The following is a 24,252-nucleotide window of genomic DNA, read 5'->3' on the forward strand; positions in this document are numbered from 1 at the left end:
GCAGCTTGAAGCTGCCCTTTCTCGTTTCTGCCGTTCAGACCGGCTGTGTGCGCTGCTCAAGCCAGGCCAGTGCCTCGCCCTGCAGCAGTGGCGCCAGGCGCTCGCGCACGGTGCTGTGGTAGCGATCGAGCCACAGGCGCTCGGAGGCATCGAGCAACTCGGGCAACAGGCAACGAGTGTCGATCGGGCAGAGCGTCAGGGTTTCGAAGTTCAGGAAGTCACCGAACGCGCTCTTGCCAGCATCGCGATTGACCACCAGGTTCTCGATGCGCACGCCCCAGGCGCCCGGCCTGTAGGTTCCCGGCTCGATGGAGCTGATCATCCCGGCCTGCATGGCTGTCTGTGGCGTAGTGGCCGCCTGGTAGGCGATGACCTGCGGTCCCTCGTGGACATTCATGAAATAGCCCACGCCATGCCCGGTACCATGGCCGTAGTCGACCTGCTCGGCCCAGATCGGTGCCCGGGCGATGGCGTCGAGCAGCGGCGACAGGATGCCCCGCGGAAAACTCGCCCGCGACAGCGCGATCACGCCCTTGAGCACTCGCGTGCAGTCCTCTTTCTGTTCGCGACTGGGCGTACCGACGGGGACCATCCGGGTGATGTCGGTCGTTCCGCCCAGGTACTGCGCCCCGGAGTCGATCAGCAACAGGCCGTCCCCCTCGATCACCGCATGGGACTGCTCGGTGGCACGGTAATGCGGCATGGCACCGTTGGCATTGAATGCGGCAATGGTCGAGAAACTCAGCGAAACGAAATCAGGCCGTCGCGCACGGGCCGCACTCAGTTGCTCATCGATGGTCAGCTCAGTGATGGTTTCGCGGCCCAGGTGTGCCTCGAACCAGGCGAAGAACTCGCACAGGGCCGCGCCGTCCTGTTCCATCACCCGACGGATGTGCACCAGGTCCGCTTCTCCCTTGCGTGACTTGGCCAGCGTCGTCGGGTTGATCGCCTCGACCAGCACGACCCGCTGATCGAGCTTGGCCAGCAGGCCATGGGTGACCCGCGCCGGATCGACCAGCAGGCGGGCATCACCGGCAATAGCCGCCAGCGCCTGACCCACTTCGGCATAGTCACGCACCTCGATACCGTCAGCCGCCAGGACCTGGCGCAGATGGTCATTGATCTTGTCCTGACCGACAAAGAGCGTGGCCTGGTCCTGGCCCACCAAGGCAAAGGAAACGAACACCGGGTTGTACGAAACATCGCTGCCCCGCAGGTTGAACAGCCAGGCGATGTCATCCAGGGTGGCGATGAAATGCCAGTCGGCGCCCTTGTCGTTCAAGCCCTGGCGCAACGCCTCGAGTTTCTGCGCCCGGCTGACCGTGGCATGGGGCGCCAGGTGCTGGTAGACCGGGTTGCCAGGCAAAGCCGGGCGACCGTCCCATACCTGGTCGAGCAGGTCGCGGTCAGTCAGCAGCTTCACATCGCGCGCCTTGAGGCGCTCTTGCAACTGACGAGCCGAGGCCAACGCCATGACCGCGCCGTCGACCGCCACCGTGCCGCCCTTGGCGACCTGCTCCCCCAGCCAGTCCAGGGCACCGGGCTGGCCCGGCAACAGTTTCATCAGCTCGATGGAGCTGCCCTGAAGCTCCTTTTCGGCCTGCTCCCAATAGCGGCTGTCGGCCCAAAGGCCAGCGAAATTCGCCGTGACCACCAGCGTACCAACCGAACCGTGGAAGCCCGACAGCCACTGGCGCCCCTGCCAGTGGCCGGGCAGGTATTCGGAGAGATGGGGATCGGCAGAGGGCACCAACAGGGCATCGACACCCTCCCTGGCCATGACCTCGCGAACGCGCGCAAGGCGTGCCGGTACGGATTCCTGAAGGGGGTTGAGACTGTTCATGCGCTCTCCTGCGATCACATCTTGGACGGTTCCAGTCTGGGATAATGGAACAGCCTGCCAGCGCCCGCAATCGGATCATCGCAAAGCCCTGACGATTGCCCGGAACGCCCTCGCCGCCGGTCCTGCAGGATGAACTTTGCCGGTGTGCAGACCTTCAGACGTCTTACAGCCCCAGCGGACGAGATCGCACATGGCCTACTCCCAAGAGCCGAAAGCCGCCGTCGTACTCCTCGACACCCGCAAACAGACCCCGGATCACGAACGCGCCGTCCACCGCAAGCTCGCCGAACACCTGGCGCAGCTGCTTGGCGTGCCCTTCGTCACGCCCGCGCAAGCGCCCGGCAATGCGGACCGCTATTATTACCTGCCCACCGAAACCCTCATCGACCCGGCACGCTACGCGCCGCTGGGAATTCACACCGAGGGGGATCTGTTCGGTGGCCTGGTCAGCCATCCCTACATGGCAACCAAGGCCATTTCCCACCCGTTGCTGCCCCATGCAAGCCGCCCTCCCGGCTGGACCGATGCGTTCGCCCGGCACGCTGGCGATGCCCTGCTGCGCGGGTACTCCGTGTTTGCCAAGGATGACGCCCGCCGCGCGACCGAGTTGTTGCTACGCGAGGGCGCGGTGCGGGTCAAACCGGTGCTGGCCTGTGCAGGTCGTGGCCAGCAGGTGATAGAAAGGCTCGACGACCTGGAGCCCCTGCTGGTGAACATGGATGAACAGGCGCTGTCGCTGTTCGGGCTGGTACTGGAGCAGGACCTGAGCAAGGTCCGGACTTTCAGCGTTGGCCAGGTGCGTGTTGCCGGCATCACTTGCAGCTACCACGGCACCCAGCAGTTGACCCGCGACCACCAGGGCAACGAGGTCTACGGCGGTTCCGATTTGGTGGTAGTGCGCGGCGACTACCAGGCCCTGCTGAAGCAACCGTTGGAGGACCACCTGCGCCTGGCGATCAACCAGGCAATCCTTTATGAGCAGGCCGCCGAGCAGCATTTCCAGGGTTTTATCGCTTCGCGCCGCAACTACGACATCGCCCGCGGCCTCGACGCCGACGGACAACTGCGCAGCGGTGTGCTGGAGCAGTCGTGGCGCCTGGGCGGTGCCAGCAGCGCCGAACTGCTGGCTTTGCGCGCCTTCGTCGACGACCCGGCGCTGCAACAGGTACACGCATCAACCCACGAGGTGTTCGGTCACCCGACGCTACCGGCCGACGCCACACTCTTCTACCAGGGGGACGACAGTGAACTCGGACAATTCAGCAAATTCGCACGGATTCGCGAGCATGGCGATTCAAAGTGAGCAGGTCGAGTTGCAGGTCGAGGGCGACAGCATCGCCGGCACCCTGGTCAGCCCGGGGAGCAAGATGCCAGGGATCCTCTTCGTCCACGGCTGGGGCGGCAGCCAGCAACGTGACCTGGCGCGAGCGCGGCAGATCACCGGACTTGGCTGCGTGTGCATGACCTTCGACCTGCGTGGCCACGAGAAGACCGAAAGCCAGCGCCTGAGCGTCACCCGCGAGCAGAACCTGGCGGATCTGCTGGCCGCCTACGACCGCCTGATCGCCCATCCCGCCGTCGATCCCGGCGCCATTGCCCTGATCGGCAGCAGCTACGGCGGCTATCTTGCCACGCTGCTGACCGCCCAACGGCCGGTAAAATGGCTGGCCATGCGCGTACCGGCGCTGTATTGGGACGATGAGTGGCAAACGCCCAAGCAAGCGCTCGATCGCCAGCGTCTGAACCAGTACCGTCAACGCATCCTCGGCCCGGCCGACAACCGTGCCCTGGCTGCGTGCGCCGAGTTCGAGGGGGATGTGCTGCTGGTGGAGTCCGAGCACGACGACTACGTACCGCACAGTACCCTGATGAGCTACCGTTCGGCATTCATCGGCGCCCATTCGCTGACCCACCGCATCGTCGACGGCGCAGACCATGCGTTGTCCAGTGAACAGAGCCAGAAAGCCTACAGCTCCATTCTGGGATCATGGATAGGCGAAATGGTGATCGGCGCCCGCCTGGATCGTTACCCTCACTACGCGCCCTGGTACGCCTGAGCCCCGCCGACCTCGCAGTGCAGGCCGCCATCGATGCCTCGCACCAGGCTGCGCAGGGTCTGGTAGGCGGTGAAATTCACGCCACGCGCCTGGTGATGCCGCAGCAACTCGAGGAACGGTTCCTCGACGAAGCAGGCCGCCGCCGCTGCCCACTCCTGGCGCGACTGCCATTGCAGGTACTGCAGCACGCGGCTGCCGTCGTCACTGGCCTGGATGCTGACACCCAGCAGCCCGCCGCAACGGCTGGCAATCTCCTCGGCACGCAGCACCAATGCTTCGGCCAGCGCTTGCTGGCGGGTCGCGGGTACTTCGTACTCGATCATCTGGGTGAACCAAAGGGAACGGGGTGTAGCCGTCATGGACAGTCTCCTTGCTTCGGGTGCTTGCAGCATGATGGCCAGCAGGGTAAAACCTCGAGTTAACTCAAGGTCAAGGAATATTTCAGCATGCCCGGCCAAACGCCCCTCGCCCCGGAACGCCTGCTCAGTGTCGGCCAACTGGCGGCGCGCAGTGGCATAGCGGTAACCGCCCTGCACTTCTACGAGAGCAAGGGCCTGATCCACAGCACGCGCAACAGCGGTAATCAGCGCCGCTTCGAGCGCGCCATGCTGCGCCGGGTGGCGGTAATCAAGATGGCGCAGCGTCTGGGCGTGCCGCTGGCACAGGTTGCCGAGGCGCTCAACACGCTACCCAAGGGACATACGCCGACCGCCGAAGACTGGCGGCGCTTTTCAGCGCAATGGCGCGAAGACCTGACCCAACGCATCGAGGAACTGCAGATGCTGCGCGACCAGCTGGACGGCTGCATCGGTTGTGGCTGCCTGTCGCTGAAGGAGTGCCCGCTGCGCAACCATCAGGACCGACTGGCCGAAGAAGGCCCCGGGCCGCACCCGCAGGCAACGGATGATCACCCGCCCACGGAGAAGCGTCGGCGGTAGTCGCTGGGGGTGTGCCCGGTGATGCGCTGAAACACCTTTCGAAACGCACCAGGGTCCTGGTAACCGACGCCCCAGGCGATCTGGTCGACGCTGCGCCGGGTGAACTCCAGCAGGCGGCAGGCACGCCCCACTTTCACCTGCTGGCAGTACTCGGTAGGCCGCAGTCCGGTCGCTGCGCGGAACCTGCGCAGGAACGTCCGCGGTTCCAGGCCAGCATGTCCGGCCATGTCGGCAAGGCTGGCGTGCTGCGCGCCGCTGCCTTGCAACCAGTGTTGAACCTTGAGCACTGCTTCGTCGCCATGGTCCAGCCGTGGCGTGAACAGCGCACCGGGCAAGGTCGTAGGGACAGGGTCCACCGCCAGGTAACGAGCGGTTTCCCGCGCCAGGGTTGCACCGAGAAAACGCTCCAGCAGCCGCAGGCCCAGTTCGGTCCAGGCCATCAGGCCGGCCGAGGTCAGGATATCGCCATCGTCCAGCACCGGCACGCTGGTATCGGCGCGTACCTGCGGATAGCGCTCGGCCAGGGCCTGTGCGTAGTTCCAGTGAGTGCTCGCAGAGCGCCCGTTCAGCACACCACTGGCCGCGAGGAAGAACACGCCGATGCACACCGAGGCCAGGACCGTGCCGCGATCATGGTGCTGGCACAGCGAGGCGCGGTGCTGCTCCAGCAGGGCAGGTACAGGCGCAGGGCCCAGGCTGGGCGGCACTACCAGCACCTTCAGGTCATGGGCAGTCCCCGGCAGGCTGTCGTAGACCTCGCAGAGGATCCCACCCTGGTCCAGTTGCCAATGGCTGACCCGCACAGGTGGCAGCTCACCATGGCCCAGCTCGGCAGCGACCTGGTTGGCCACCACGAACAGGTCCGTGAGCCCGTGCACGGCAGCGCGTTGCACATCCGGATAGATCAGCACGCCTATTTCCACACCCGCACTCATGTCAGTTTTTGCCTTCATTGTGTCGATTGCGCCAATCCCAAGGTCACTCGCCAAAGCCTATAACTGTCGTCACACCACGACCACGCCCAAGGAGGCATGTGACATGAGCAGACAGGCACTGATTCTGATCGATATCCAGAACGATTACTTCCCCGGTGGCAAATGGACCCTCGATGGCGCCGACGCTGCTGCCGACAACGCCGCGCGATTGCTGGCAGCGGCGCGCAAGCGGGGCGACCTGGTGGTGCATGTGCGTCACGAGTTCGAATCGGCGGACGCGCCGTTCTTCCAACCTGGTTCGCAGGGTGCGGCTATCCATGCCAAGGTGCTGCCCGCCGAAGGCGAGCCGGTTGTGCTCAAGCATCAGGTCAACGCGTTTCGCGACACCGGACTCAAGGCGTTGCTCGACGAACATGATGTCCAGGCCCTGACCATCGCCGGGGCCATGAGCCACATGTGCATCGACTCGGCCACCCGCGCGGCAGCGGACTTCGGCTACCAGGTGTCGGTGGCACACGATGCCTGCGCCACCCTGGCACTGGCGTTCGACGGGCAGACCGTGCCGGCAGCCCAGGTGCATGGCTCGGCCATGGCAGCGCTGGCCTTCGCTTTCGCCACGGTCGAGAGTACCGAGGCGCTGCTGGGCAAGTAGCCTGCCAGTCAGATCACCACATTGCGTACGAAACGTGTGGGCAGGTCGCCGTCGTTGCGGTAGGCATAGCGACAATCGCTGGGGAATATGTGGAACTCCCCTGCCCGCAGGCGCAATTCGCCGCCTTCGATCAGCAGGGTCAGGCAGCCTTCGGTCACGTAGATCTGCTCGCTCCAGCCCTCGGCGTCGGCTTCGCTGGCGTAGTGCTCGCCGGGGCCGAGGGTCCATTCCCACAGTTCCACTTCACGCCGCGCCGGACTGCTGCCCAGCAGTACTGCGCGGCTCTGCGGGTGCCCACCGGCCCAGGCCAACTCGTTGATGCGCGCCGGATCACGCTGCTCGGCAGCCTGGATCAGGGTACTGAAGGCCACGCCGAGGGCTTCGGCGATCAGGTCGAGGGTGGTGAGGCTGACATTCTTCTCGCCGGCCTCGATTGCGACGAGCATGCGCCGGCTTACCCCGGAGCGCTCGGCGAGAGCGCTCTGGCTGAGGCCCTGGTCGTTGCGCAAGCGACGAATGTTCTGGCTGACATGCTGCAGGACCGTCGCGCGATGCGAGGAATCTTTGTGCACTATATTGCTCACTGGTAGGGGGTGCGCAGTATACTGCCCACTTTGCGGCGATTGTGCGCCGCCCCTTCCGAGTGCGCAATACCATGACCCAACCCGTCAGCAGCCCACGGCCGTCCGTATCCTTTCGCCTGAGCAAAGCCGAACTGGTGCTGGTGTTCATCACCATGCTGTGGGGTGGCACCTTCCTGATCGTGCACAACGTCATGAGCGTGAGCGGCCCGATGTTCTTCGTCGGCCTGCGTTTCGCGGCGGCCGCGCTGTTCGTTGGCCTGGTATCGGCACGCGCGCTGTCGGGCCTGACCTTCCTCGAACTGAAAGCCGGCGTGCTGATAGGCGTTTCGATCATGCTGGGCTACGGCCTCCAGACCATGGGTCTGCAAACCATCAGCAGCAGCCAGTCGGCGTTCATCACCGCACTCTACGTACCCTTCGTACCGCTGCTGCAATGGCTCGTGCTGGGGCGCCGCCCTGGGCTGATGCCAAGCATCGGTATCTGCCTGGCCTTCGTCGGCCTGATGCTGCTGGCCGGACCCGAGGGCGGTGCGCTGCATTTCAGCGAAGGCGAAATCGTCACCCTGGTCAGCGCAGTGGCCATCGCCGCTGAAATCATCCTCATCAGCCGCTACGCCGGCAAGGTCGACGTGCGCCGGGTCACCGTCGTGCAACTGGCGACCGCCTCGGCCCTGTCGTTCCTGATGATCGTCCCGACCCAGGAGCGGATCCCCGACTTTTCCTGGCTGCTGCTGGTCAGCGCTGTCGGCCTGGGCGCCATGAGTGCGGTGATCCAGGTGGCCATGAACTGGGCACAGAAGTCGGTCTCGCCGACCCGCGCCACGCTGATCTACGCCGGTGAGCCGGTGTGGGCCGGCATCGTCGGGCGCATCGCCGGCGAGCGCCTGCCCGGCGTGGCGCTGATCGGCGGCCTGCTGATCGTGGTAGCCGTGGTGGTCAGTGAACTGAAGATCCGCCGCAGCCGGGAGCCGTTGCCAGAAGCACAGGACGTTGCCCCACACGAAGGTGAGCCAGGTCGTTGAACTCTCGACGAGCGGCTATGCTCTGAAAAAAACTGTTATAAAAAAACAGCTTGTCACAGCGCTTTTGTAGGATTCTGCCACAGCTTGCGTGTTGGTGATCGCAGGCGTGGCACGTATGATCCATGGCAAACCTCCGTAGATTAGAACGCTATGTCATTGATAGTGCTATTGCTTCTGCCCTTCGTCGGCAGTTGCCTGGCAGCCGTCCTGCCGCACAATGCACGTAACGCCGAGTCCATTCTCGCAGGGCTCGTGGCCCTGGTCGGCACCGTCCAGGTCGCGCTGCTGTACCCGCAGGTCGCCCATGGCGGCGTGATCCGCGAGGAATTCCTCTGGCTGCCCAGCCTCGGGCTCAACCTCGTGCTGCGCATGGACGGCTTCGCCTGGCTGTTCTCGTTGCTGGTGCTGGGCATCGGCACACTGGTGTCGCTGTACGCGCGCTACTACATGTCGCCGCAGGACCCTGTCCCGCGCTTCTTTGCCTTCTTTCTGGCGTTCATGGGCGCCATGCTCGGCCTGGTCATCTCCGGCAACCTGATCCAGCTGGTGTTCTTCTGGGAACTGACCAGCCTGTTCTCCTTCCTGCTGATCGGCTACTGGCACCACCGCAGCGATGCCCGCCGCGGCGCCTACATGGCGCTGATGGTCACGGGTGCCGGCGGGCTGTGCCTGCTGGTCGGTGCCCTGCTGCTCGGCCATGTGGTCGGCAGCTACGACCTGGACAAGGTCCTCGCCGCCGGCGAGACCGTGCGCCAGCATGCGCTGTACCCGGTGCTGCTGCCGCTGATCCTGATCGGCGCGCTGAGCAAGAGCGCGCAGTTTCCCTTCCAGTTCTGGCTGCCACACGCCATGGCCGCCCCCACGCCGGTTTCGGCATACCTGCATTCGGCGACCATGGTCAAGGCCGGGGTGTTCCTGCTGGCACGGCTATGGCCGACGCTGTCGGGCACCGAGGAATGGTTCTGGATCGTCAGTGGCGCCGGTGCCTGCACCCTGTTGCTCGGCGCTTTTGCGGCGATGTTCCAGAACGACCTCAAGGGCCTGCTGGCGTACTCGACCATCAGCCACCTGGGCCTGATCACCCTGCTGCTAGGCCTGAACAGCCCGCTGGCGGCGGTCGCAGCGGTGTTCCACATCCTCAACCACGCCACCTTCAAGGCCTCGCTGTTCATGGCCGCCGGCATCATCGACCACGAGAGCGGCACCCGCGACATCCGCCGCCTCAGCGGGCTGATACGCCTGGTCCCCTACACTGCCACCCTGGCCATGGTCGCCAGCGCATCGATGGCCGGAGTGCCGCTGATGAACGGTTTCCTGTCCAAGGAGATGTTCTTCGCCGAGACCGTGTTCATCAGTTCGACCGCCTGGGTCGAGGCAGCACTGCCGGTGATCGCCACGCTCGCCGGCACCTTCAGCGTCGCCTACGCCCTGCGCTTCACCGTCGATGTGTTCTTCGGCCCCACCGCCCAGGACCTTCCGCACACCCCACACGAGCCGCCGCGCTGGATGCGTGCCCCCGTCGAACTGCTGGTCCTGACCTGCCTGGTGGTGGGCATCTTCCCGGCCCAGTCGGTCGGCCCGCTGTTGGCCGCCGCGGCGTTGCCGGTGGTCGGCGGCACGCTGCCCGAATACAGCCTGGCCATCTGGCATGGCTGGAACGCTCCGCTGATCATGAGCCTGATCGCCATGTGCGGCGGCGTAATCCTCTACCTGCTGCTGCGCAAGCAACTGCGCCTGGGCCGCTTCCCCTACCCGCCGCTGATCGAGCGTTTCAACGGCAAGCGCCTGTTCGAACATGGGCTGGTCCGCCTGATGCTGCTGGCCCGTCGCATCGAGGGGCTGCTGACCAGCCGACGCCTGCAGACCCAGCTGTTCATGCTGGTGGTCGCCGCCTTCCTCGCCGGCCTCACGCCCATGCTGTACAGCGGCATCAGCTGGGGAGATCGACCGAAGATTCCGGGCTCCGGGGTGTTCGTCGCCATGTGGCTGATTGCGATCGCCTGTGCCATCGGCGCCGCCTGGCAGGCCAAGTACCACCGTCTGGCGGCACTGATCATGGTCGGCGTCTGCGGCCTGATGACCTGCATCACCTTCGTCTGGTTCTCCGCGCCGGACCTCGCACTCACGCAACTGGTGGTCGAGGTGGTCACCACGGTACTGATCCTGCTGGGGCTGCGCTGGCTGCCTCGACGGATCGAAGGGGTCTCTCCGCTGCCGGGCAGCCAGGAACGTGCCCGCGTGCGGCGCCTGCGCGACCTGCTGCTGGCGGTGCTGGTCGGCGGCGGCATGGCGCTGTTGTCGTATGCCATGCTGACCCGCCCCACGCCCAACGACATATCTTCGTTCTACCTGAGCCGCGCGCTGCCCGAAGGTGGCGGCACCAACGTGGTCAACGTGATGCTGGTCGACTTCCGCGGCTTCGACACCCTCGGCGAGATCACCGTGCTGGTGGCCGTGGCGCTGACAGTCTTCGCCCTGCTGCGCCGCTTCCGGCCACCGAAAGAGAGCATGCAGTTACCGGCACAACAGCGCCAGCTGGCCCCGGACGTGGTCACCGACCTGGTCAACCCGCGGCATGTCGCCGACACCGCACTGGGCTTCATGATGGTGCCGGCGGTGCTGGTACGCCTGCTGCTGCCCATCGCGCTGCTGGTGTCGATGTACCTGTTCATGCGCGGCCACAACCAGCCGGGCGGCGGCTTTGTCGCCGGGCTGGTGATGTCGGTGGCATTCATCCTCCAGTACATGGTGGCCGGCACCCAGTGGGTGGAGGCGCAGATGAGCCTGCGACCACTGCGCTGGATGGGCACGGGCCTGCTGTGCGCCACCCTGACCGGGGTCGGTGCCACGCTGCTGGGCTACCCGTTCCTCACCACCCACACCGCGCACCTGCACCTGCCGCTGCTCGGTGATATCCACGTCGCCAGCGCCCTGTTCTTCGACATCGGCGTCTACACCGTGGTGGTCGGCTCCACGCTGCTGATCCTCACTGCCCTGGCGCACCAGTCGGTGCGTGCCTATCGCCCGGGCCATCCGAAATCCAGCCAAGCAGGAGCCGCCTGATGGAAGAAGTCATCGCAGTCGCGATCGGCGTACTGGCCGCCTCCGGCGTATGGCTGGTGCTGCGCCCACGAACCTACCAGGTGATCATGGGCCTGTGCCTGCTATCCTACGGCGTCAACCTGTTCATCTTCAGCATGGGCAGCCTGTTCATCGGCAAGGAACCGATCATCAAGGACGGCGTGCCCCAGGACCTGCTGAACTACACCGACCCGCTGCCCCAGGCGCTGGTGCTGACGGCCATCGTCATCAGCTTCGCCATGACCGCGCTGTTCCTCGTGGTGCTGCTGGCCTCGCGCGGCCTGACCGGCACCGACCACGTCGACGGCCGGGAGCGTGAGGAATGAGCGGGATGAACCAACTGATCGTCGCCCCGATCCTGCTGCCGCTCGTGACGGCCGCGATCATGCTGCTGATCGGCGAGAAGCACCGCCAACTCAAGGGCCGCCTCAACCTGCTGTCGAGCCTGATCGGCCTGGGCATTGCAGCGACCCTGCTGCTGTGGGTACGCGGGCAGGGCCAGGCCGAATCGATCGGCGTGTACCTGCCGGGTAACTGGCCGGCGCCTTTCGGTATCGTATTGGTGCTCGATCATCTTTCTGCGCTGATGCTCACCCTTACCGGCATCATCGGCGTCAGTGCCCTGCTGTTCGCCCGGGCTCGCTGGGACGGTGCCGGCGCCAGCTTCCATGCACTGTTCCAGATCCAGCTGATGGGGCTGTACGGCGCCTTCCTCACTGCCGACCTGTTCAACCTGTTCGTGTTCTTCGAAGTGCTGCTGGCAGCGTCATACGGTTTGCTGCTGCACGGTTCAGGCCGCGCACGGGTACGCGCCGGCCTGCACTACATCGCCGTCAACCTGTTCGCCTCGTCGCTGTTCCTGGTCGGAGCCGCCATGCTCTATGGCGTGACCGGCACGCTGAACATGGCCGACCTTGCGCTGAAGATCCCGCTGGTGGCCGAAGCCGATCGCGGCCTGCTGCACGCCGGCGCAGCGATCCTGGCCATGGCCTTCCTGGTCAAGGCCGGGGTCTGGCCCCTGAACTTCTGGCTGGTACCGGCCTACTCCTCGGCCAGTGCGCCGGTCGCCGCGCTGTTCGCGATCATGACCAAGGTCGGCCTGTATGCCGTGCTGCGCCTGTGGACCTTGCTGTTCTCCGGGCAGGCGGGCGCCTCGGCGCACTTCGGTGGCGAATGGCTGGTCTATGGAGGCCTGACGACTCTCGCGGTCGCTGCAGTATCGATCCTCGCCGCGCAGCGCCTGGAGCGCATGGCCGCGCTGAGCATCCTGGTCTCGGCCGGCACCCTGCTGGCGGCGGTCGGCTTCGGCCAGGCCGCCCTGACCGGCGCGGCACTGTTCTACCTCGCCAGCTCCACACTGGCACTGTGCGCCCTGTTCCTGCTGGCAGAACTGATCGAACGCTCGCGCTCGGCCAACGAAGCGCCGCTGGACGACGAGGAGGACGCGATCCCGTCTCCGCTGGAGTCCTTGCACCCGCCCAAGGGTATCAACCTGGACGATGAACAGAAGGCGGTGATCGGCCAGATCATTCCCTGGACCATGGCGTTTCTCGGCCTGAGTTTCATCGCCTGCGCGCTGCTGATCATCGGCATGCCACCGCTCTCGGGCTTCATCGCCAAGCTCAACCTGATCAGTGCCCTGTTCAATCCGCTGGGCCTGGGCGTAGCCCCCGAGCAACCCCTGTCTGCAGCCGCCTGGTGTTTGGTGGCGTTGCTGCTGCTGTCGGGAATGGCGTCACTGATTGCCTTCGGCCGGGTCGGTATCCAGCGCTTCTGGAAGCCTGAAGAGCGGCCCTCACCGCTGCTGCGTCGCTATGAATGCGTTCCGATCGTGGTGCTGCTGGGCCTGTGCATTCTGCTCAGCATCCAAGCCGAACCGCTGCTGCGCTACACCCAGGATACCGCCGCCGGCCTGCAGGCGCCGGATGCCTACATCCAGGCAGTGATGTCGACCCGCCCGGTCCCCGGCCCGACCACCCTGACGCAGGTGCAGCCATGAACCGCCTGTTCCCCGCCCCACTGCTGTCACTGGCGCTGTTCGTCCTGTGGCTGGTACTGAACCTCTCGGTAAGCCCCGGCAATCTGCTCCTCGGCGCCGTGCTGGGGGTGCTTGCGCCGTTGCTGATGGCACCGCTGCGCCCGCAGCATGCGCATGTCCGCCGCCCTCTGGTCATCGCCCGGCTGATCGGCCGCGTGGGGATGGATGTGATCCTCTCCAACCTGCAGGTGGCACGGAGCGTACTGATGGCCGGCAGCCGCCCGCCGCGTTCGGCCTTCGTGCACATTCCGCTGTCGCTGAGGGATGCCCATGGCCTGGCGGCGCTGTCGATGATCACCACGGTGGTGCCCGGCACAGTCTGGTCGGAGCTTGCCCTGGATCGCAGCGTACTGTTGCTGCACGTGTTCGACCTGGACGACGAAGCCACCTTCATCGAACATTTCAAGCACACCTATGAACGTCCGCTGATGGAGATCTTCGAATGACTGGCCTGCTTGCCAATGCCATCCTCGCCAGCCTGTTCATCTTCGTCATCGCCATGGCCCTGGCGCTGATCAGGGTGTTTCGCGGCCCCTCCGCGCAGGACCGGGTCCTGGCGCTGGACTACCTGTATATCCTGGCCATGCTGATGATGCTGGTGCTCGGCATCCGCTACGCCAGCGACACCTACTTCGAGGGCGCGATGCTGATCGCCCTGTTCGGCTTCGTCGGTTCCTTCGCGCTGGCCAAGTTCCTGCTGCGCGGGGAGGTGATCGAATGATCCAGACCGTCGAATTGCCGTTCTGGCTGGAGCTGGTCACGGCCGTGCTGCTGCTGACCGGAAGTCTGTTTGCCCTGCTGGGGGCAATCGGGTTGGTGCGGCTGAAAGACTACTTCCAGCGCATGCACCCACCGGCACTGGCCTCGACCATCGGTGCCTGGTGCGTGAGCCTGGCGTCGATCCTGTACTTCTCCGAGCTCAAGCAAGGGCCAGTGCTGCATGCCTGGCTGATCCCGATCCTGCTGTCGATCACCGTGCCGGTAACCACACTGCTGCTCGCACGCGCTGCATTGTTCCGCAAGCGCATGTCAGGCGAGAAAGTCCCGGAAGAAGTCAGCAGTGGCGGTGAGCACGGCAACTGACGCATCCTCGCTGCCGGGCAGCCCTCAAGGTCGGCTCAACCGCTCCAGCTCGCGCCGGACCATGGCGACGAAGGCCGGCTCCCCCAACTGGTAGAGCTCGGCTGCAACCCAGGCCAGCCAGGCGCCTTGCAGTCGCTCACGCTGGGCCATGAGCCGCTCGGCCTCGACCACTGCCCGAACCTGGTGGCGCTGATGATACTGGGCGCGCCCCTCGGGTCGTTCAGCACCATCGATCATTCGCTGGCCTTGAAGGTGGTCAGCTCACCCTTGCGCCATTTGGCGACCTTGCCGGTCACCGCCTTGAGCAACTTGCCCAGCCCCTCGGACACCTGCTGCCCGGCGGCAAACACCAGCATCACGCCTTGCCCGTCCCGGAACACGATACCGTCGCCTTCCGGAACCGAGACAAACGCATAGTCGCCAACACCGTAGACGTTGAACTTGATGTCGCGAAAGCGCAGTTCCAGCTTGCCGCCTTCGCGGCTTGGCAGTACGGCGGCGCGGAAGTGGTCACCGACCTTCAGCTCCAGGCGCTGCTTGTCGTCGACGACCATCGCGCCGTCGGTATCGATCTCGGCCATGTACAGGCCTTCCGGGTTCTGCTCGGTGACGTAGATGAAACGGCCCTGAAAGAGCTTGACCAACTTGGCCCGCAAATCGCCCAAAGCGAACAGGGCATGGGTATCCAGAGTACTGACTGCCAATGAAGTGATCCTCGAACCGGTTGTTTCCCGCCGCCACACGAAGTCGTGAAGGCGTGGCACGGCGGCCATTTCAACATGATGTCTGAAAGGTTAGTGACACGATGCGCAAAACGTCTGCGGGGCACGGCGATAAGACGCGCAGGATTTTTTACCCTTGCCCGCCAGCCAAAACCCCATTGAAACGTTCGGCATAAATCCCACAGGGGGAACAGTACTGCCTGACAACAATGCTGCCAGAAAAGATGCAAAAGATAGAGGCAGGCCCCCAGGCAGAATCGGCCAGACACTCATCCGCGCATTTACAGGGGAAAGAATATGCCCGAAAACACCGAAATCCGTCGAGAGATCTCGAATATTTCTTACTTTCGAAAGCATCAAGTCCTACCACGTTTCGTGGTTATTCCTGCCGGAGTCGAATTCTTCCACGTCACTGAACGCGCCACCGGCCAGGTCAAAGGGTTTCGTCGCGACCACCTCGAAGCCTGCGCACTGGCACGACGCCTCGACACCTACGCTGCATGCCCCCTTGCCAACTGCTGCAACCAGGCTGCCTGGCATTCCACAGCCTGAGCCCGACTGGCAAAAGCCGTGCCGCGGCGCTCGCCATCGACCAACACCACCCAGCACACCCGTTGGCCTTGCGCTTGCAACATCGCCGGCACGCCAGAACCTATCATCACCGCTACGTCGATCCGGGCTCCCATGATCACCTCCACACTTCATTAGCAAGCTAACAATGTGTACAGGATACGAGCGGCCCGCACGGGGAAAAAGCCCGTTCTCGCAGAGCTGTATTGCATGGCCCGCAACAAATGCCAGGTGGCGACACTCACGAAAACGCGAAAGGCCCCGCGGATCGCTCCGCAGGGCCTTGTCACAAGACTGTTCGATCAGATCTGACGCTGGTGGCGGTCGAGCTGTTCGTGGCGCTCCTGGGCTTCGATGCAGTACTTCGTGGTCGGGCTGATCAGCAGTCGCTGCAGACCGATCGGCTCACCGCTGTCATCGCACCAGCCGAAGCTTTCATCACCGATCCGGCCCAGGGCCATCTCCAGTTGCGGCAGCAGGCGCTGATCGCGTTCGATGGCATTGACCAGCCAGTGGCGCTCTTCTTCGACCGAAGCCACGTCGGCTGGATCCGAAGGGGTGTCCAGGCTTTCGATGGTGGCGCGGCTCAGCTCGATGCGCTCATGGGTCTCGACTTTCATCGCTTGCAACAGCGCGGTGAAGAAAGCGAGCTGTTCGGCGTTCATGTAGTCATCGGCCGACATGGCCAGCAACTGTTCCTTGGTCATCGATTTCTCTATGAAAAAATGTGCATTTGGGCGATTCAGGTACCACCCGCGATGACTCGCGAGTGACGGAATTCTTCAAGCGCCAGCCGGCACTCTTTTACAGGGGGCGGCAGTCTAAGGTGCCAGGCCGCACGGGGCAACAGAAATGACGGTCGATTCGACCGATTCAGCCGATTATCCGTCCACCGGCATTCGTGCCCTGGCAGCGAGCATCGCATTTCCAGCGCCACCCCGGCAATGGTCGTGCATTTGTCAGCGGGTGTTACCGGAGTACGGCAGCACCGACAGCAAGTCGGGTTTAGCTGCACGCCTCATTCACCGGAGGCTCCACCATGCCCGCTCCTGCCCGCATCCCCCGCAGCAGCCGTTTCGACTGCGCCGTCGCCGAGCGTTTCGATGCACGGCCCACTCTCTACGATATTGCCGCACAGGTACTGGATGAACAATGGCATGCGCGCAAGCTCGCCACGCATCCGACTCAGGACCTTTACCTGATCAGCCGCAAGGAGGGCTCGCAAGACGTCTTCATCCGTCCGCTGCACCATGTGCTGGTGGAGCGCTACTGCCATGAACGCACCATCAATCTCACCGAGGACGAAGACCACCTGAGCAATCGTGCCGATGCCGATCCACAGTACGCCGTCGACATTGACCTGCATGAGGTGGAGCTGCTGATCAACGATTGCGGCCCGTGGATGTTCGAAGCTTTTGCACGCGCGCTGGTGGCTTTTTGGGGAGCATCCGACATGCAGGGACAGTCCCCATGGCACTGGTACGGCGACTACCTGCGCAAGCAGTTGCAGCAGTCGATCAAGCGCATGTTGGACGACGGCACCCTGACCGCGAAGGATGCTGAGATGGCATCGGTGGTGCAGATCCACTCACAACCCGCCGACGCCGAGCAATGGCTGGGGCCGGCGCAGATCAGTGTCCATCTGCTGCGCCTGGATCTGGTCATGCAGTGGCAATTGGAGCCTGACCTGGCCAGTGCCTTGCTCATGGAACGCGACCAGGGCGCGCTGCTCTACACCCTGTCGGGACGCTTGCTGCCGTTTGCCTCGCGACAGGCCTTGCTGGATACGCTGAGCAGCAACTGGCCGGATTCGCAGGCCAGCACCCCACCGCTGTTGCAACTGGCGCGTCCGGCCGTCGAACTGTTCGACGCCCAGGCCCTGAATCTCCTGCACCAGCAACTGCTGACCATGGAAAGCGCCTGCTTCAGCTATCGCCAGCGCTATGACAGCGACACACTCGCCCGAGCACTGGACCGCATCGGCGACCTGAGCGCGCAATGCGATGTCTCGCAGCAAAACCGCCAGCTGTCACTGGCGCACCAGTTGCCCGACTGGCTGCGCGACGCCAGCACTCGCTCGCTGTTGCACTACAGCGTATTGCTGGGCAACATCGCCAGTGCCACCCATGAGTCCGCCGGGAAGCACTGGCTCGAAGGTATCGAAGATGCCGAAGCCTTCGCCTATACCCGACTCGCACAACGCATCGGCCACGACCACCCCGGATCGGTGCCCGACCTGAGCAAGATCCGCGTCGTTAATCATCAGGTGATCGCAGCTGCCATCCCCAGCCAGGGCGCGCTCATCCAGGACGGCGTGATCCAGCCCGTATCCTTTACTCTCGCCCAACTGGCGATCTCCAACCTGGGACTGCTCAGGCCTGGTCGGGTCACCATCGAACACATCGACAAGCAGGCCGTCCCCCAGTGGCTGGATGAAGCCTATGTGCGCGAGCTCGTCAGCGAGGTAGATATCGCTACCCTCTATCCGCGGATGCTACGCGCCCAACTGCTGGATGACCCACAACGGCGCAAGGCGCGCGAAGCCCTGCTGAGCAGGCAGTTGCAGGCCCAACTACCCGCCATGGCCATGGAGCTGAGCATGCGCGGCGGGCAGTTGCCCGGAGCCGAAGTGGACGGGATCGGCCAACTGTTCGCCAGCGAGCCACTGCCCGGCACCCCGAGCTGGGAGATACGCCGCCTGGGCCTGCTCTCCAGTGCCGATGCGCGCCCCGACCACCCGCTCAACACCTGGCTCATAGAGTCGCCGAAGGCGGACGCCAGCGCCTGCCTGCTCTACCGCCCGTTGCACCGCGAACCGTTGCTGCCATTTACCGACCGCCTTGCCCTGCTGGTCGCGATCAGCACGCCAGGCCCCTTGCAGGACGACATCCTGCAACGACTCGCGCCTCAGGACCGCAAGACCTACGACCACGGTGGTTTCCTGGAACCCCACCTGTTCCACCCCATCGACGATCCGTTCAGCATTCCCTTCGGTACCCCGGCGCCAGCCACCCTGGCGCGTGAAAAGGCACTGGACAACCCCACCGCGGCAATCTACGAGGGCTGCGTGCAAGAGACCCTGGAACAGTTCCAGGCTCGCGCCACAACTACTGCGCAGGCGCGCTGGGCGCGTTGGGCCGAACTTGGCTGGCTGCTGCTGGACTGCGTGCTGCCCTTCACCGAAGGCGCCGTGGCCAGGGTTGCCTGGCTGGCACGGATGGAAGTCGCCCTCACCCAGGTGGTGGACGGTGCGACCAGAGGCGATACCACACAACGAAACGAGGCGCTGGCCCAGTTGCTGCTCGACCTGGCATCCGTAGTACTGCATCACGCCATCAACCGCCAGGCGATGAAACTGCCTGCGCCCGCACCTTCACGCGGTAATGTCGTCGTGGCGCCGCGTCCCCGCGCCCGCCTCATTGCCGGTCAACCGGCCACAACCCTGGATTTCAGCTGGTCCAGTGCAGCACTGCAGCTCACTGCAGCCCAACGCCAGGCGCTGGCCGAGATGCGCGCTGGCCTGCTCGCAGAAGTGCTCGGGCCGGCAATACCCAGCGGCCCGATGGCTGGCCTGCACCTTTACGACAGTGCTTTCTGGGCGGTGTTGGAGGGGGTCGTCTACAAGGTCGCGCTGGATGAGGAGCAAGGCGCGCCACGCATCATCAGCGGGCCGCAGGATAACGTCCCGGGCCCCTGGCTGTTCCGTGACGAGGTTGGCCGCTGGCATCCAGACCTGAGGCTGCGCTTGCGTGGCGGCATGCCCTTGAGTGCCCGCCTGAAACAGATGAAGCTGAGCAACGCGCAGGCCATCACCGATCTTGATCTGCAACTGCGCCAGGATGTCGAACACATAAAGGTCCAGGTCAGCTACCTGGAGTCGGTGGCGAACGTCGCCGCAGGCGAAGTTCCGCCAGCTATCCTGTACAACTACCTGGACAAGGCCCAGGGTTTTTCGCGCTTCCTCGCCCAGCATCTGGAACGGCTGAAGACACGTAACGACAAGGAACCGTTGACCCGGTACAAGGTGCTGCGCGCCAGTGCCCTGAATCAGCGACTGCGCTGCGACCAGTCGGTTGGCGTCACCTTGTCCCGCCTGTACCGCCCCGTGCGCAAGGAGGTGGTCGAAATGGCGCGGCGTCTGGAAACCGGGTACCAGATGAGCGAGGCCGATCGACGCATCGCCGGCGAACACTTCGAGACCTTGCTGCCACTGCTCGGGCAGATGATCGACAACAGCACGAGCCGCTCGGAGGGCCTGGAGTCCCTGACGCAACTGGCAAGTCGCGCTCAACCGGAAATCACCACGATGCTCACGAAGGTACGCGAGCACTGGAAGACCCCCACCGATCCGACATTCTGGCGCCTGATCCGCCTGGAGTCCTGTACCAGTCGCCTGTCGCTGCTGTCCAACCTGGATGACGAGGCGCTCTACTGGCTGGACCATTACTGGTCGAACATCGAGCTCGCTGTAGCCCAGCACCTGCGCTTCAACGCCCTGGAAAACGCCAGCGAAGAGGTGCGTTATCGCCTGCTGCAAAGCATCGAGGAGCACACCAGGACAGCGCAGCGACAGTTGAACAACCTGCAGGCGCTCCTGACACCAAGCGGGACCAATACAGTCCTGATCCTGATGCAACAGGACATGCTGGACTTCACCACGCATATCCGAAACGATCTGGCCGAGTGCCCTGACTATCCCGCCAGAAGCTCGGTCCGCCAGTTACGTCGCGAACTCCCCGGACTGATCGAAACGCCCGACGAGGGATTGCTGCTAGGCAAGCCACGTCCCGGCAACGACGACCTGATCGACATCCAAGCGTCCGGCGAAGATGACACACCTACACGCACCTACCAGTTGCAGGACGATCAATGGGTACGCGTTGAGCACGCCGCCGCTCGCCCCTCGAGCAGCAAGCCACGCAAGCTCAGGGACCTGCTCAGCCGCGCAGAACACTTGCTGCGCGAGGGACGCCAGGCCCTGGCCAGCCTGCAGGCCAGGACTGCGAGCAGCTACCTGCCGGTGGAAATCGAGGAAATCCTGCAGAACCAGCGACGCAATGTTGACGAGCACCGCAGCGCCATGGAGCGACGGCTGACGGCCGACAACCAGACCGACGAAAGCAGCAGCGGCCAGGATGCGGCAATCACCATCAAGGCACTCGAGGATCTCTCCGCCACCCTGGATGAACAGGCGGTGACGCTTCGCACCCGAGCCGCGCTCGCACAGAAGCCACGCATGGGCGAACTGAAATTCCTGATCGAGCACGAGCAGGTGACGATCCGCCAGGAAGGCTCGCGCAGACTACTGGCCAGGCAAAAAGGCCGGCCGGCCGATTACCTCGACGAGTATGCGATCAGTCACGACGGCGAAGTGTTGTGGTATGCCCACTTCCATTACCGCGCCGCCGACAGCGAAAAAGCCGACTTCATCGCCGGCCACCTGAAAACCGCAGCGCAGCGCTTCGCCAACGGACGGTCACTTATGAACGACAGCACCGGCCAACAGGTCGAGGTGTACCGCATGCCCATCACCCGGGCCCAGGCGCAGGAGGCATTCTTCAACCTCTGACCCTGGCAGGGGCGCCGCCTGGCAGCGCCCCTGACACTCAGCGATCCTTGAACTGTGCCTCACGCTTGGCGATGAAGGCGGCCATGCCCTCTTTCTGGTCTTCGGTGGAGAAGGCTGCGTGGAACACGCGACGCTCGAAGCGCACGCCCTCGCTCAGGCTAACCTCGAACGCGCGATTGACGCTTTCCTTGACCATCATGCTGACCGGGATGGATTTGCCGGCGATGGTCGCCGCCACCTTCAACGCCTCCTCCAGCAACTCGGCCTGGGGCACCACGCGGGCCACCAGGCCCGCCCGCTCGGCTTCCTCGGCGCCCATCAGGCGGCCGGTCAGGCACAGCTCCATGGCCTTGGCCTTGCCCACTGCCCGGGTGAGGCGCTGGGTGCCGCCCATGCCCGGCAGCACACCGAGGTTGATTTCGGGCTGGCCGAATCTGGCGTTATCGGCGGCGAGGATGAAGTCGCACATCATCGCCAGCTCACAGCCACCGCCCAGGGCGAAACCCGACACCGCAGCGATGATCGGCTTGCGCCGGTTGGCGATGCGGTCGGCATCGCTGAACAGGTCGTCGACATAGATCTGCGGGTATTGCAGTTCGGCCATTTCCTTGATGTCGGCGCCCGCAGCAAAAGCCTTGGCAGAACCGGTCAACACCACGCAACCGATGTTCGGATCACGCTCGAGCTGATCCAGGGCCTGGTTGATCTCGGCCACGATCTGCGCGTTCAAGGCGTTGAGCGCCTGGGGACGGTTGAGCGTGATCAGGCCGACCTTGCCGTGGATGTCCAGCAGGATTGTTTCGAATGCCATGCAAGCTGCTCCTTCAAAGATTGCGCGCAATGACCATGCGCTGAATGTCACTGGTGCCTTCGTAGATCTGGCAGACCCGCACATCACGGTAGATGCGCTCCAGCGGGAAGTCCTTCAGATAGCCATATCCGCCGAGCGTCTGCAAGGCATCCGAGCAGACCTTTTCGGCCATTTCCGAGGCGAAAAGCTTGGCCATCGAAGCCTCCACCAGCGCCGGGCGCCCGGCGTCGCGCAACGCTGCGGCGTGCAGCACCATCTGCCGCGCAACTGCAATGCGGGTGGCCATGTCGGCCAGGCGGAAGGCTACGGCCTGGTGCTCGACCAGTACCTTGCCGAAGCTCTGGCGCTCCCTGGCATAGTCGCGCGCCGCTTCGAACGCGGCACGGGCCATGCCGACCGACTGCGCGGCGATGCCGATGCGTCCACCTTCGAGGTTGGCCAGGGCGATCTTGTAGCCCTGCCCTTCTTCACCCAGCCGATTGGCGACCGGCACACGCACGTCATCGAAGACGATCTGACAGGTGTCCGAGGCATGCTGGCCGAGCTTTTCCTCGACCCGCACCACCTGGTAGCCGGGGGAATCGGTCGGGACGATGAAGGCGCTGATCCCGCGCTTGCCCGCCTCGGGGTCGGTGACCGCGAAGACGATCACCACCCCGGCGTTCTGCCCGGAGGTGATGAACTGCTTGCTGCCGTTGAGCACGTAGTGATCGCCGTCGCGGCGCGCACGGGTCTTCAGGCTGCTGGCATCGGACCCGGCCTGGGGCTCGGTGAGGGCAAAGGCGCCGATCATCGAACCGCTGGCCAACTGCGTCAGGTACTGCTGCTTCTGCTGCTCGGTGCCGAACTTGAGGATCGGCACGCAGCCCACCGAGTTGTGCACGCTCATGATGGTCGAGCAGGCGCCATCGCCAGCGGCGATCTCTTCAAGGGCCATGGCGTAGGCGACATAGCCGGTGTCGCTGCCGCCCCACTGCTCCGGGACCAGCATGCCGAACAGGCCGAGCCCGGCCATTTCGTCGATGGCCTCGCGCGGGAAACGGTGTTCCTTGTCCCACTGTTCGGCGAACGGCTTGAGGCGCTCCTGGGCGAAGTCCTTCACCGCGTCGGCGATCTGTTGTTGCTCGTCAGTTACCAGCATGGCTCACCTCAGTACAGGCATTCGACTGCAATCGCCGTGGCCTCGCCGCCGCCGATGCAGATGGCCGCGATACCACGGCGCAGGTTGTTCTGGCGCAGCGCCGAAAGCAGGGTCACCAGAATGCGTGCCCCGGAGGCGCCGATCGGGTGGCCCAGTGCGCAGGCACCGCCATGGATGTTGACCTTGTCATGGGGCAGGTCGAAGTGCTTCATGGCCGCCAGGGTGACCACGGCGAACGCTTCGTTGATCTCGAACAGGTCGACTTCCGACAGGTTCCAGCCGGTGCGTTTGACCAGCTTGTCGATGGCGCCGATCGGCGCGGTCGGGAACAGCGCCGGTGTATCGGCAAAGGCTGCATGACCGTGGATCACGGCGAGCGGCTTGAGACCGCGCTGTTCAGCCTGGCTGCGGCGCATCAGCACCAGCGCTGCGGCACCGTCGGAGATCGAGCTGGAGTTGGCTGCCGTCACCGTACCGCCTTCGCGGAAGGCCGGTTTGAGCTGGGGAATCTTGTCCAATCGCGCCTTGGGCGGTTGTTCGTCATCCGTGATGACACGCGTCTGCTTGCCCTCGGTGACTTCCACCGGCACGATCTCGGCGCTGAAGCGACCGCTCTTGATCGCCTCCTGGGCGCGGGTCAGCGATGCAATGGCGAAGGCATCCTGGGCTTCGCGGCTGAAATCGCCTTTCTGCGCGCAGTCTTCGGCGAAGTTCCCCATCAGCCGGCCTTTGTCGTAGGCGTCCTCGAGGCCGTCCTTGAACATGTGGTCGATGATCGTGCCATGCCCCATGCGATAGCCACCGCGGGCCTTGTCCAGCAGGTAGGGGGCGTTGGTCATGCTCTCCATGCCACCGGCAACGATCACCTCGGCGCTGCCGGCCAGCAGCAGGTCATGGGCCATGATCGCCGCCTGCATGCCGGAGCCGCACATCTTGTTCAGGGTGGTGCAGGTGGTGTGTTTGTCGAGGCCGGCACCGAGTGCGGCCTGGCGTGCTGGTGCCTGGCCGAGGCCTGCGGGCAGCACGCAGCCGAACAGCACCTGCTCGACACTGGCGGCGTCGATACCGGCCCGTTCGACGGCGGCGCGGATCGCCACGCTGCCCAGTTGCGGCGCACTGAGGCTCTTCAGGTCGCCTTGCAGGCCCCCCATGGGCGTGCGCACTGCACTGACGATGACGATCGGATCATTGGCGAGAGTCATGGGT

Annotated in this window: 24 protein-coding genes; 13 read left to right on the forward strand and 11 right to left on the reverse strand. The window is 64.4% G+C overall.

The window, feature by feature from the left end; all coding sequences use genetic code 11:
• Nucleotides 1-34 precede the first annotated feature (34 nt).
• A complete protein-coding gene (locus AC1TXO_RS17575; protein ID WP_486402921.1) occupies nt 35-1,843 on the reverse strand; it encodes an aminopeptidase P family protein in 1,809 nt (602 codons plus the stop codon).
• Nucleotides 1,844-2,033: 190 nt separating this feature from the next.
• Here AC1TXO_RS17575 and AC1TXO_RS17580 point away from each other — a divergent pair, with 190 nt between their 5' ends.
• Together AC1TXO_RS17580 and AC1TXO_RS17585 are read left to right on the forward strand one after the other, a co-directional pair.
• A complete protein-coding gene (locus AC1TXO_RS17580; protein ID WP_486402922.1) occupies nt 2,034-3,146 on the forward strand; it encodes a DUF3182 family protein in 1,113 nt (370 codons plus the stop codon).
• Entirely contained in the window at nt 3,130-3,900 is a 771-nt protein-coding gene (locus AC1TXO_RS17585; protein WP_486402923.1) for an alpha/beta hydrolase family protein, read from the forward strand. Before AC1TXO_RS17580 ends, AC1TXO_RS17585 begins: the two co-directional genes overlap by 17 nt.
• Here AC1TXO_RS17585 and AC1TXO_RS17590 read toward each other — a convergent pair.
• Complete coding sequence (locus AC1TXO_RS17590; RefSeq protein ID WP_486402924.1) at nt 3,879-4,259, reverse strand: antibiotic biosynthesis monooxygenase; 381 nt, start codon at nt 4,257-4,259, stop codon at nt 3,879-3,881. The genes AC1TXO_RS17585 and AC1TXO_RS17590 overlap by 22 nt on opposite strands.
• Before the next feature lie 87 nt (nt 4,260-4,346).
• Between AC1TXO_RS17590 and soxR the strand changes: the two genes are divergently transcribed.
• On the forward strand, nt 4,347-4,838 hold the full coding sequence (soxR, locus tag AC1TXO_RS17595) for a redox-sensitive transcriptional activator SoxR (protein ID WP_486402925.1): 492 nt from the start codon (nt 4,347-4,349) through the stop codon (nt 4,836-4,838).
• Here soxR and AC1TXO_RS17600 read toward each other — a convergent pair.
• A complete protein-coding gene (locus AC1TXO_RS17600) occupies nt 4,808-5,791 on the reverse strand; it encodes a GlxA family transcriptional regulator (RefSeq protein ID WP_486402926.1) in 984 nt (327 codons plus the stop codon). The two genes, soxR and AC1TXO_RS17600, sit on opposite strands and share 31 nt — an antisense overlap.
• Before the next feature lie 85 nt (nt 5,792-5,876).
• Here AC1TXO_RS17600 and AC1TXO_RS17605 point away from each other — a divergent pair, with 85 nt between their 5' ends.
• Nucleotides 5,877-6,425 (forward strand): cysteine hydrolase family protein, encoded by a 549-nt coding sequence (locus AC1TXO_RS17605; RefSeq protein ID WP_486402927.1) that lies wholly within the window; start codon nt 5,877-5,879, stop codon nt 6,423-6,425.
• An 8-nt stretch (nt 6,426-6,433) separates the two neighbouring features.
• On the opposite strand, the gene AC1TXO_RS17610 is transcribed toward AC1TXO_RS17605, so the two are convergent.
• Nucleotides 6,434-6,997, reverse strand: a complete 564-nt coding sequence (locus AC1TXO_RS17610) for a helix-turn-helix domain-containing protein (RefSeq protein ID WP_486402928.1) — start codon at nt 6,995-6,997, stop codon at nt 6,434-6,436.
• A gap of 83 nt (nt 6,998-7,080) precedes the next feature.
• Here AC1TXO_RS17610 and AC1TXO_RS17615 point away from each other — a divergent pair, with 83 nt between their 5' ends.
• The 7 genes from AC1TXO_RS17615 (at nt 7,081) to AC1TXO_RS17645 (ending at nt 14,233) form a co-directional block, all read left to right on the forward strand.
• The gene (locus tag AC1TXO_RS17615) at nt 7,081-8,031 is read left to right on the forward strand and encodes a DMT family transporter (protein WP_486402929.1); all 951 of its coding nucleotides are present in this window, start codon (nt 7,081-7,083) and stop codon (nt 8,029-8,031) included.
• Nucleotides 8,032-8,181: 150 nt separating this feature from the next.
• Complete coding sequence (locus AC1TXO_RS17620; protein WP_486402930.1) at nt 8,182-11,094, forward strand: monovalent cation/H+ antiporter subunit A; 2,913 nt, start codon at nt 8,182-8,184, stop codon at nt 11,092-11,094.
• Nucleotides 11,094-11,438 (forward strand): Na+/H+ antiporter subunit C, encoded by a 345-nt coding sequence (locus AC1TXO_RS17625; protein ID WP_186666145.1) that lies wholly within the window; start codon nt 11,094-11,096, stop codon nt 11,436-11,438. The genes AC1TXO_RS17620 and AC1TXO_RS17625 overlap by 1 nt, the downstream gene beginning before the upstream one ends.
• Nucleotides 11,435-13,111 carry a monovalent cation/H+ antiporter subunit D gene (locus AC1TXO_RS17630; RefSeq protein ID WP_486402931.1) on the forward strand — a complete coding sequence of 559 codons (1,677 nt, stop codon included), beginning with the start codon at nt 11,435-11,437 and terminating at the stop codon, nt 13,109-13,111. The genes AC1TXO_RS17625 and AC1TXO_RS17630 overlap by 4 nt, the downstream gene beginning before the upstream one ends.
• Nucleotides 13,108-13,596, forward strand: coding sequence for a Na+/H+ antiporter subunit E (locus tag AC1TXO_RS17635; protein WP_486402932.1), 489 nt, complete (start codon nt 13,108-13,110; stop codon nt 13,594-13,596). The genes AC1TXO_RS17630 and AC1TXO_RS17635 overlap by 4 nt, the downstream gene beginning before the upstream one ends.
• Nucleotides 13,593-13,871 (forward strand): K+/H+ antiporter subunit F, encoded by a 279-nt coding sequence (locus AC1TXO_RS17640; protein ID WP_486402933.1) that lies wholly within the window; start codon nt 13,593-13,595, stop codon nt 13,869-13,871. The genes AC1TXO_RS17635 and AC1TXO_RS17640 overlap by 4 nt, the downstream gene beginning before the upstream one ends.
• Nucleotides 13,868-14,233 (forward strand): Na+/H+ antiporter subunit G, encoded by a 366-nt coding sequence (locus tag AC1TXO_RS17645; RefSeq protein ID WP_486402934.1) that lies wholly within the window; start codon nt 13,868-13,870, stop codon nt 14,231-14,233. Before AC1TXO_RS17640 ends, AC1TXO_RS17645 begins: the two co-directional genes overlap by 4 nt.
• A gap of 24 nt (nt 14,234-14,257) precedes the next feature.
• Here the strand turns inward: AC1TXO_RS17645 and AC1TXO_RS17650 are convergent, their stop codons facing one another.
• Nucleotides 14,258-14,470, reverse strand: coding sequence for a hypothetical protein (locus tag AC1TXO_RS17650; RefSeq protein WP_486402935.1), 213 nt, complete (start codon nt 14,468-14,470; stop codon nt 14,258-14,260).
• Complete coding sequence (locus AC1TXO_RS17655) at nt 14,467-14,937, reverse strand: hypothetical protein (protein WP_486402936.1); 471 nt, start codon at nt 14,935-14,937, stop codon at nt 14,467-14,469. The genes AC1TXO_RS17650 and AC1TXO_RS17655 overlap by 4 nt, the downstream gene beginning before the upstream one ends.
• 315 nt (nt 14,938-15,252) lie before the next feature.
• Between AC1TXO_RS17655 and AC1TXO_RS17660 the strand changes: the two genes are divergently transcribed.
• Nucleotides 15,253-15,507, forward strand: coding sequence for a hypothetical protein (locus tag AC1TXO_RS17660; RefSeq protein WP_486402937.1), 255 nt, complete (start codon nt 15,253-15,255; stop codon nt 15,505-15,507).
• Here the strand turns inward: AC1TXO_RS17660 and AC1TXO_RS17665 are convergent.
• Together AC1TXO_RS17665 and AC1TXO_RS17670 are read right to left on the reverse strand one after the other, a co-directional pair.
• The gene (locus tag AC1TXO_RS17665) at nt 15,447-15,641 is read right to left on the reverse strand and encodes a hypothetical protein (RefSeq protein WP_486402938.1); all 195 of its coding nucleotides are present in this window, start codon (nt 15,639-15,641) and stop codon (nt 15,447-15,449) included. The genes AC1TXO_RS17660 and AC1TXO_RS17665 overlap by 61 nt on opposite strands.
• Before the next feature lie 186 nt (nt 15,642-15,827).
• Nucleotides 15,828-16,232 carry a TraR/DksA family transcriptional regulator gene (locus tag AC1TXO_RS17670; protein WP_486402939.1) on the reverse strand — a complete coding sequence of 135 codons (405 nt, stop codon included), beginning with the start codon at nt 16,230-16,232 and terminating at the stop codon, nt 15,828-15,830.
• A 332-nt stretch (nt 16,233-16,564) separates the two neighbouring features.
• Here AC1TXO_RS17670 and AC1TXO_RS17675 point away from each other — a divergent pair, with 332 nt between their 5' ends.
• Nucleotides 16,565-21,094, forward strand: coding sequence for a hypothetical protein (locus tag AC1TXO_RS17675; RefSeq protein ID WP_486402940.1), 4,530 nt, complete (start codon nt 16,565-16,567; stop codon nt 21,092-21,094).
• A gap of 37 nt (nt 21,095-21,131) precedes the next feature.
• Here the strand turns inward: AC1TXO_RS17675 and AC1TXO_RS17680 are convergent, their stop codons facing one another.
• Genes AC1TXO_RS17680 through AC1TXO_RS17690 form a run of 3 tightly spaced genes read right to left on the reverse strand, consistent with a single transcriptional unit; the run spans nt 21,132 to nt 24,248 of the window.
• The gene (locus AC1TXO_RS17680) at nt 21,132-21,905 is read right to left on the reverse strand and encodes an enoyl-CoA hydratase (protein WP_486402941.1); all 774 of its coding nucleotides are present in this window, start codon (nt 21,903-21,905) and stop codon (nt 21,132-21,134) included.
• 13 nt (nt 21,906-21,918) lie between these two features.
• Nucleotides 21,919-23,046, reverse strand: coding sequence for an acyl-CoA dehydrogenase (locus AC1TXO_RS17685; RefSeq protein ID WP_486402942.1), 1,128 nt, complete (start codon nt 23,044-23,046; stop codon nt 21,919-21,921).
• An 8-nt stretch (nt 23,047-23,054) separates the two neighbouring features.
• Nucleotides 23,055-24,248 (reverse strand): acetyl-CoA C-acyltransferase, encoded by a 1,194-nt coding sequence (locus tag AC1TXO_RS17690; RefSeq protein WP_486402943.1) that lies wholly within the window; start codon nt 24,246-24,248, stop codon nt 23,055-23,057.
• Nucleotides 24,249-24,252: the final 4 nt, after the last annotated feature.

The sequence above is a fragment of the Pseudomonas sp. FA117 genome (genome assembly GCF_057370475.1).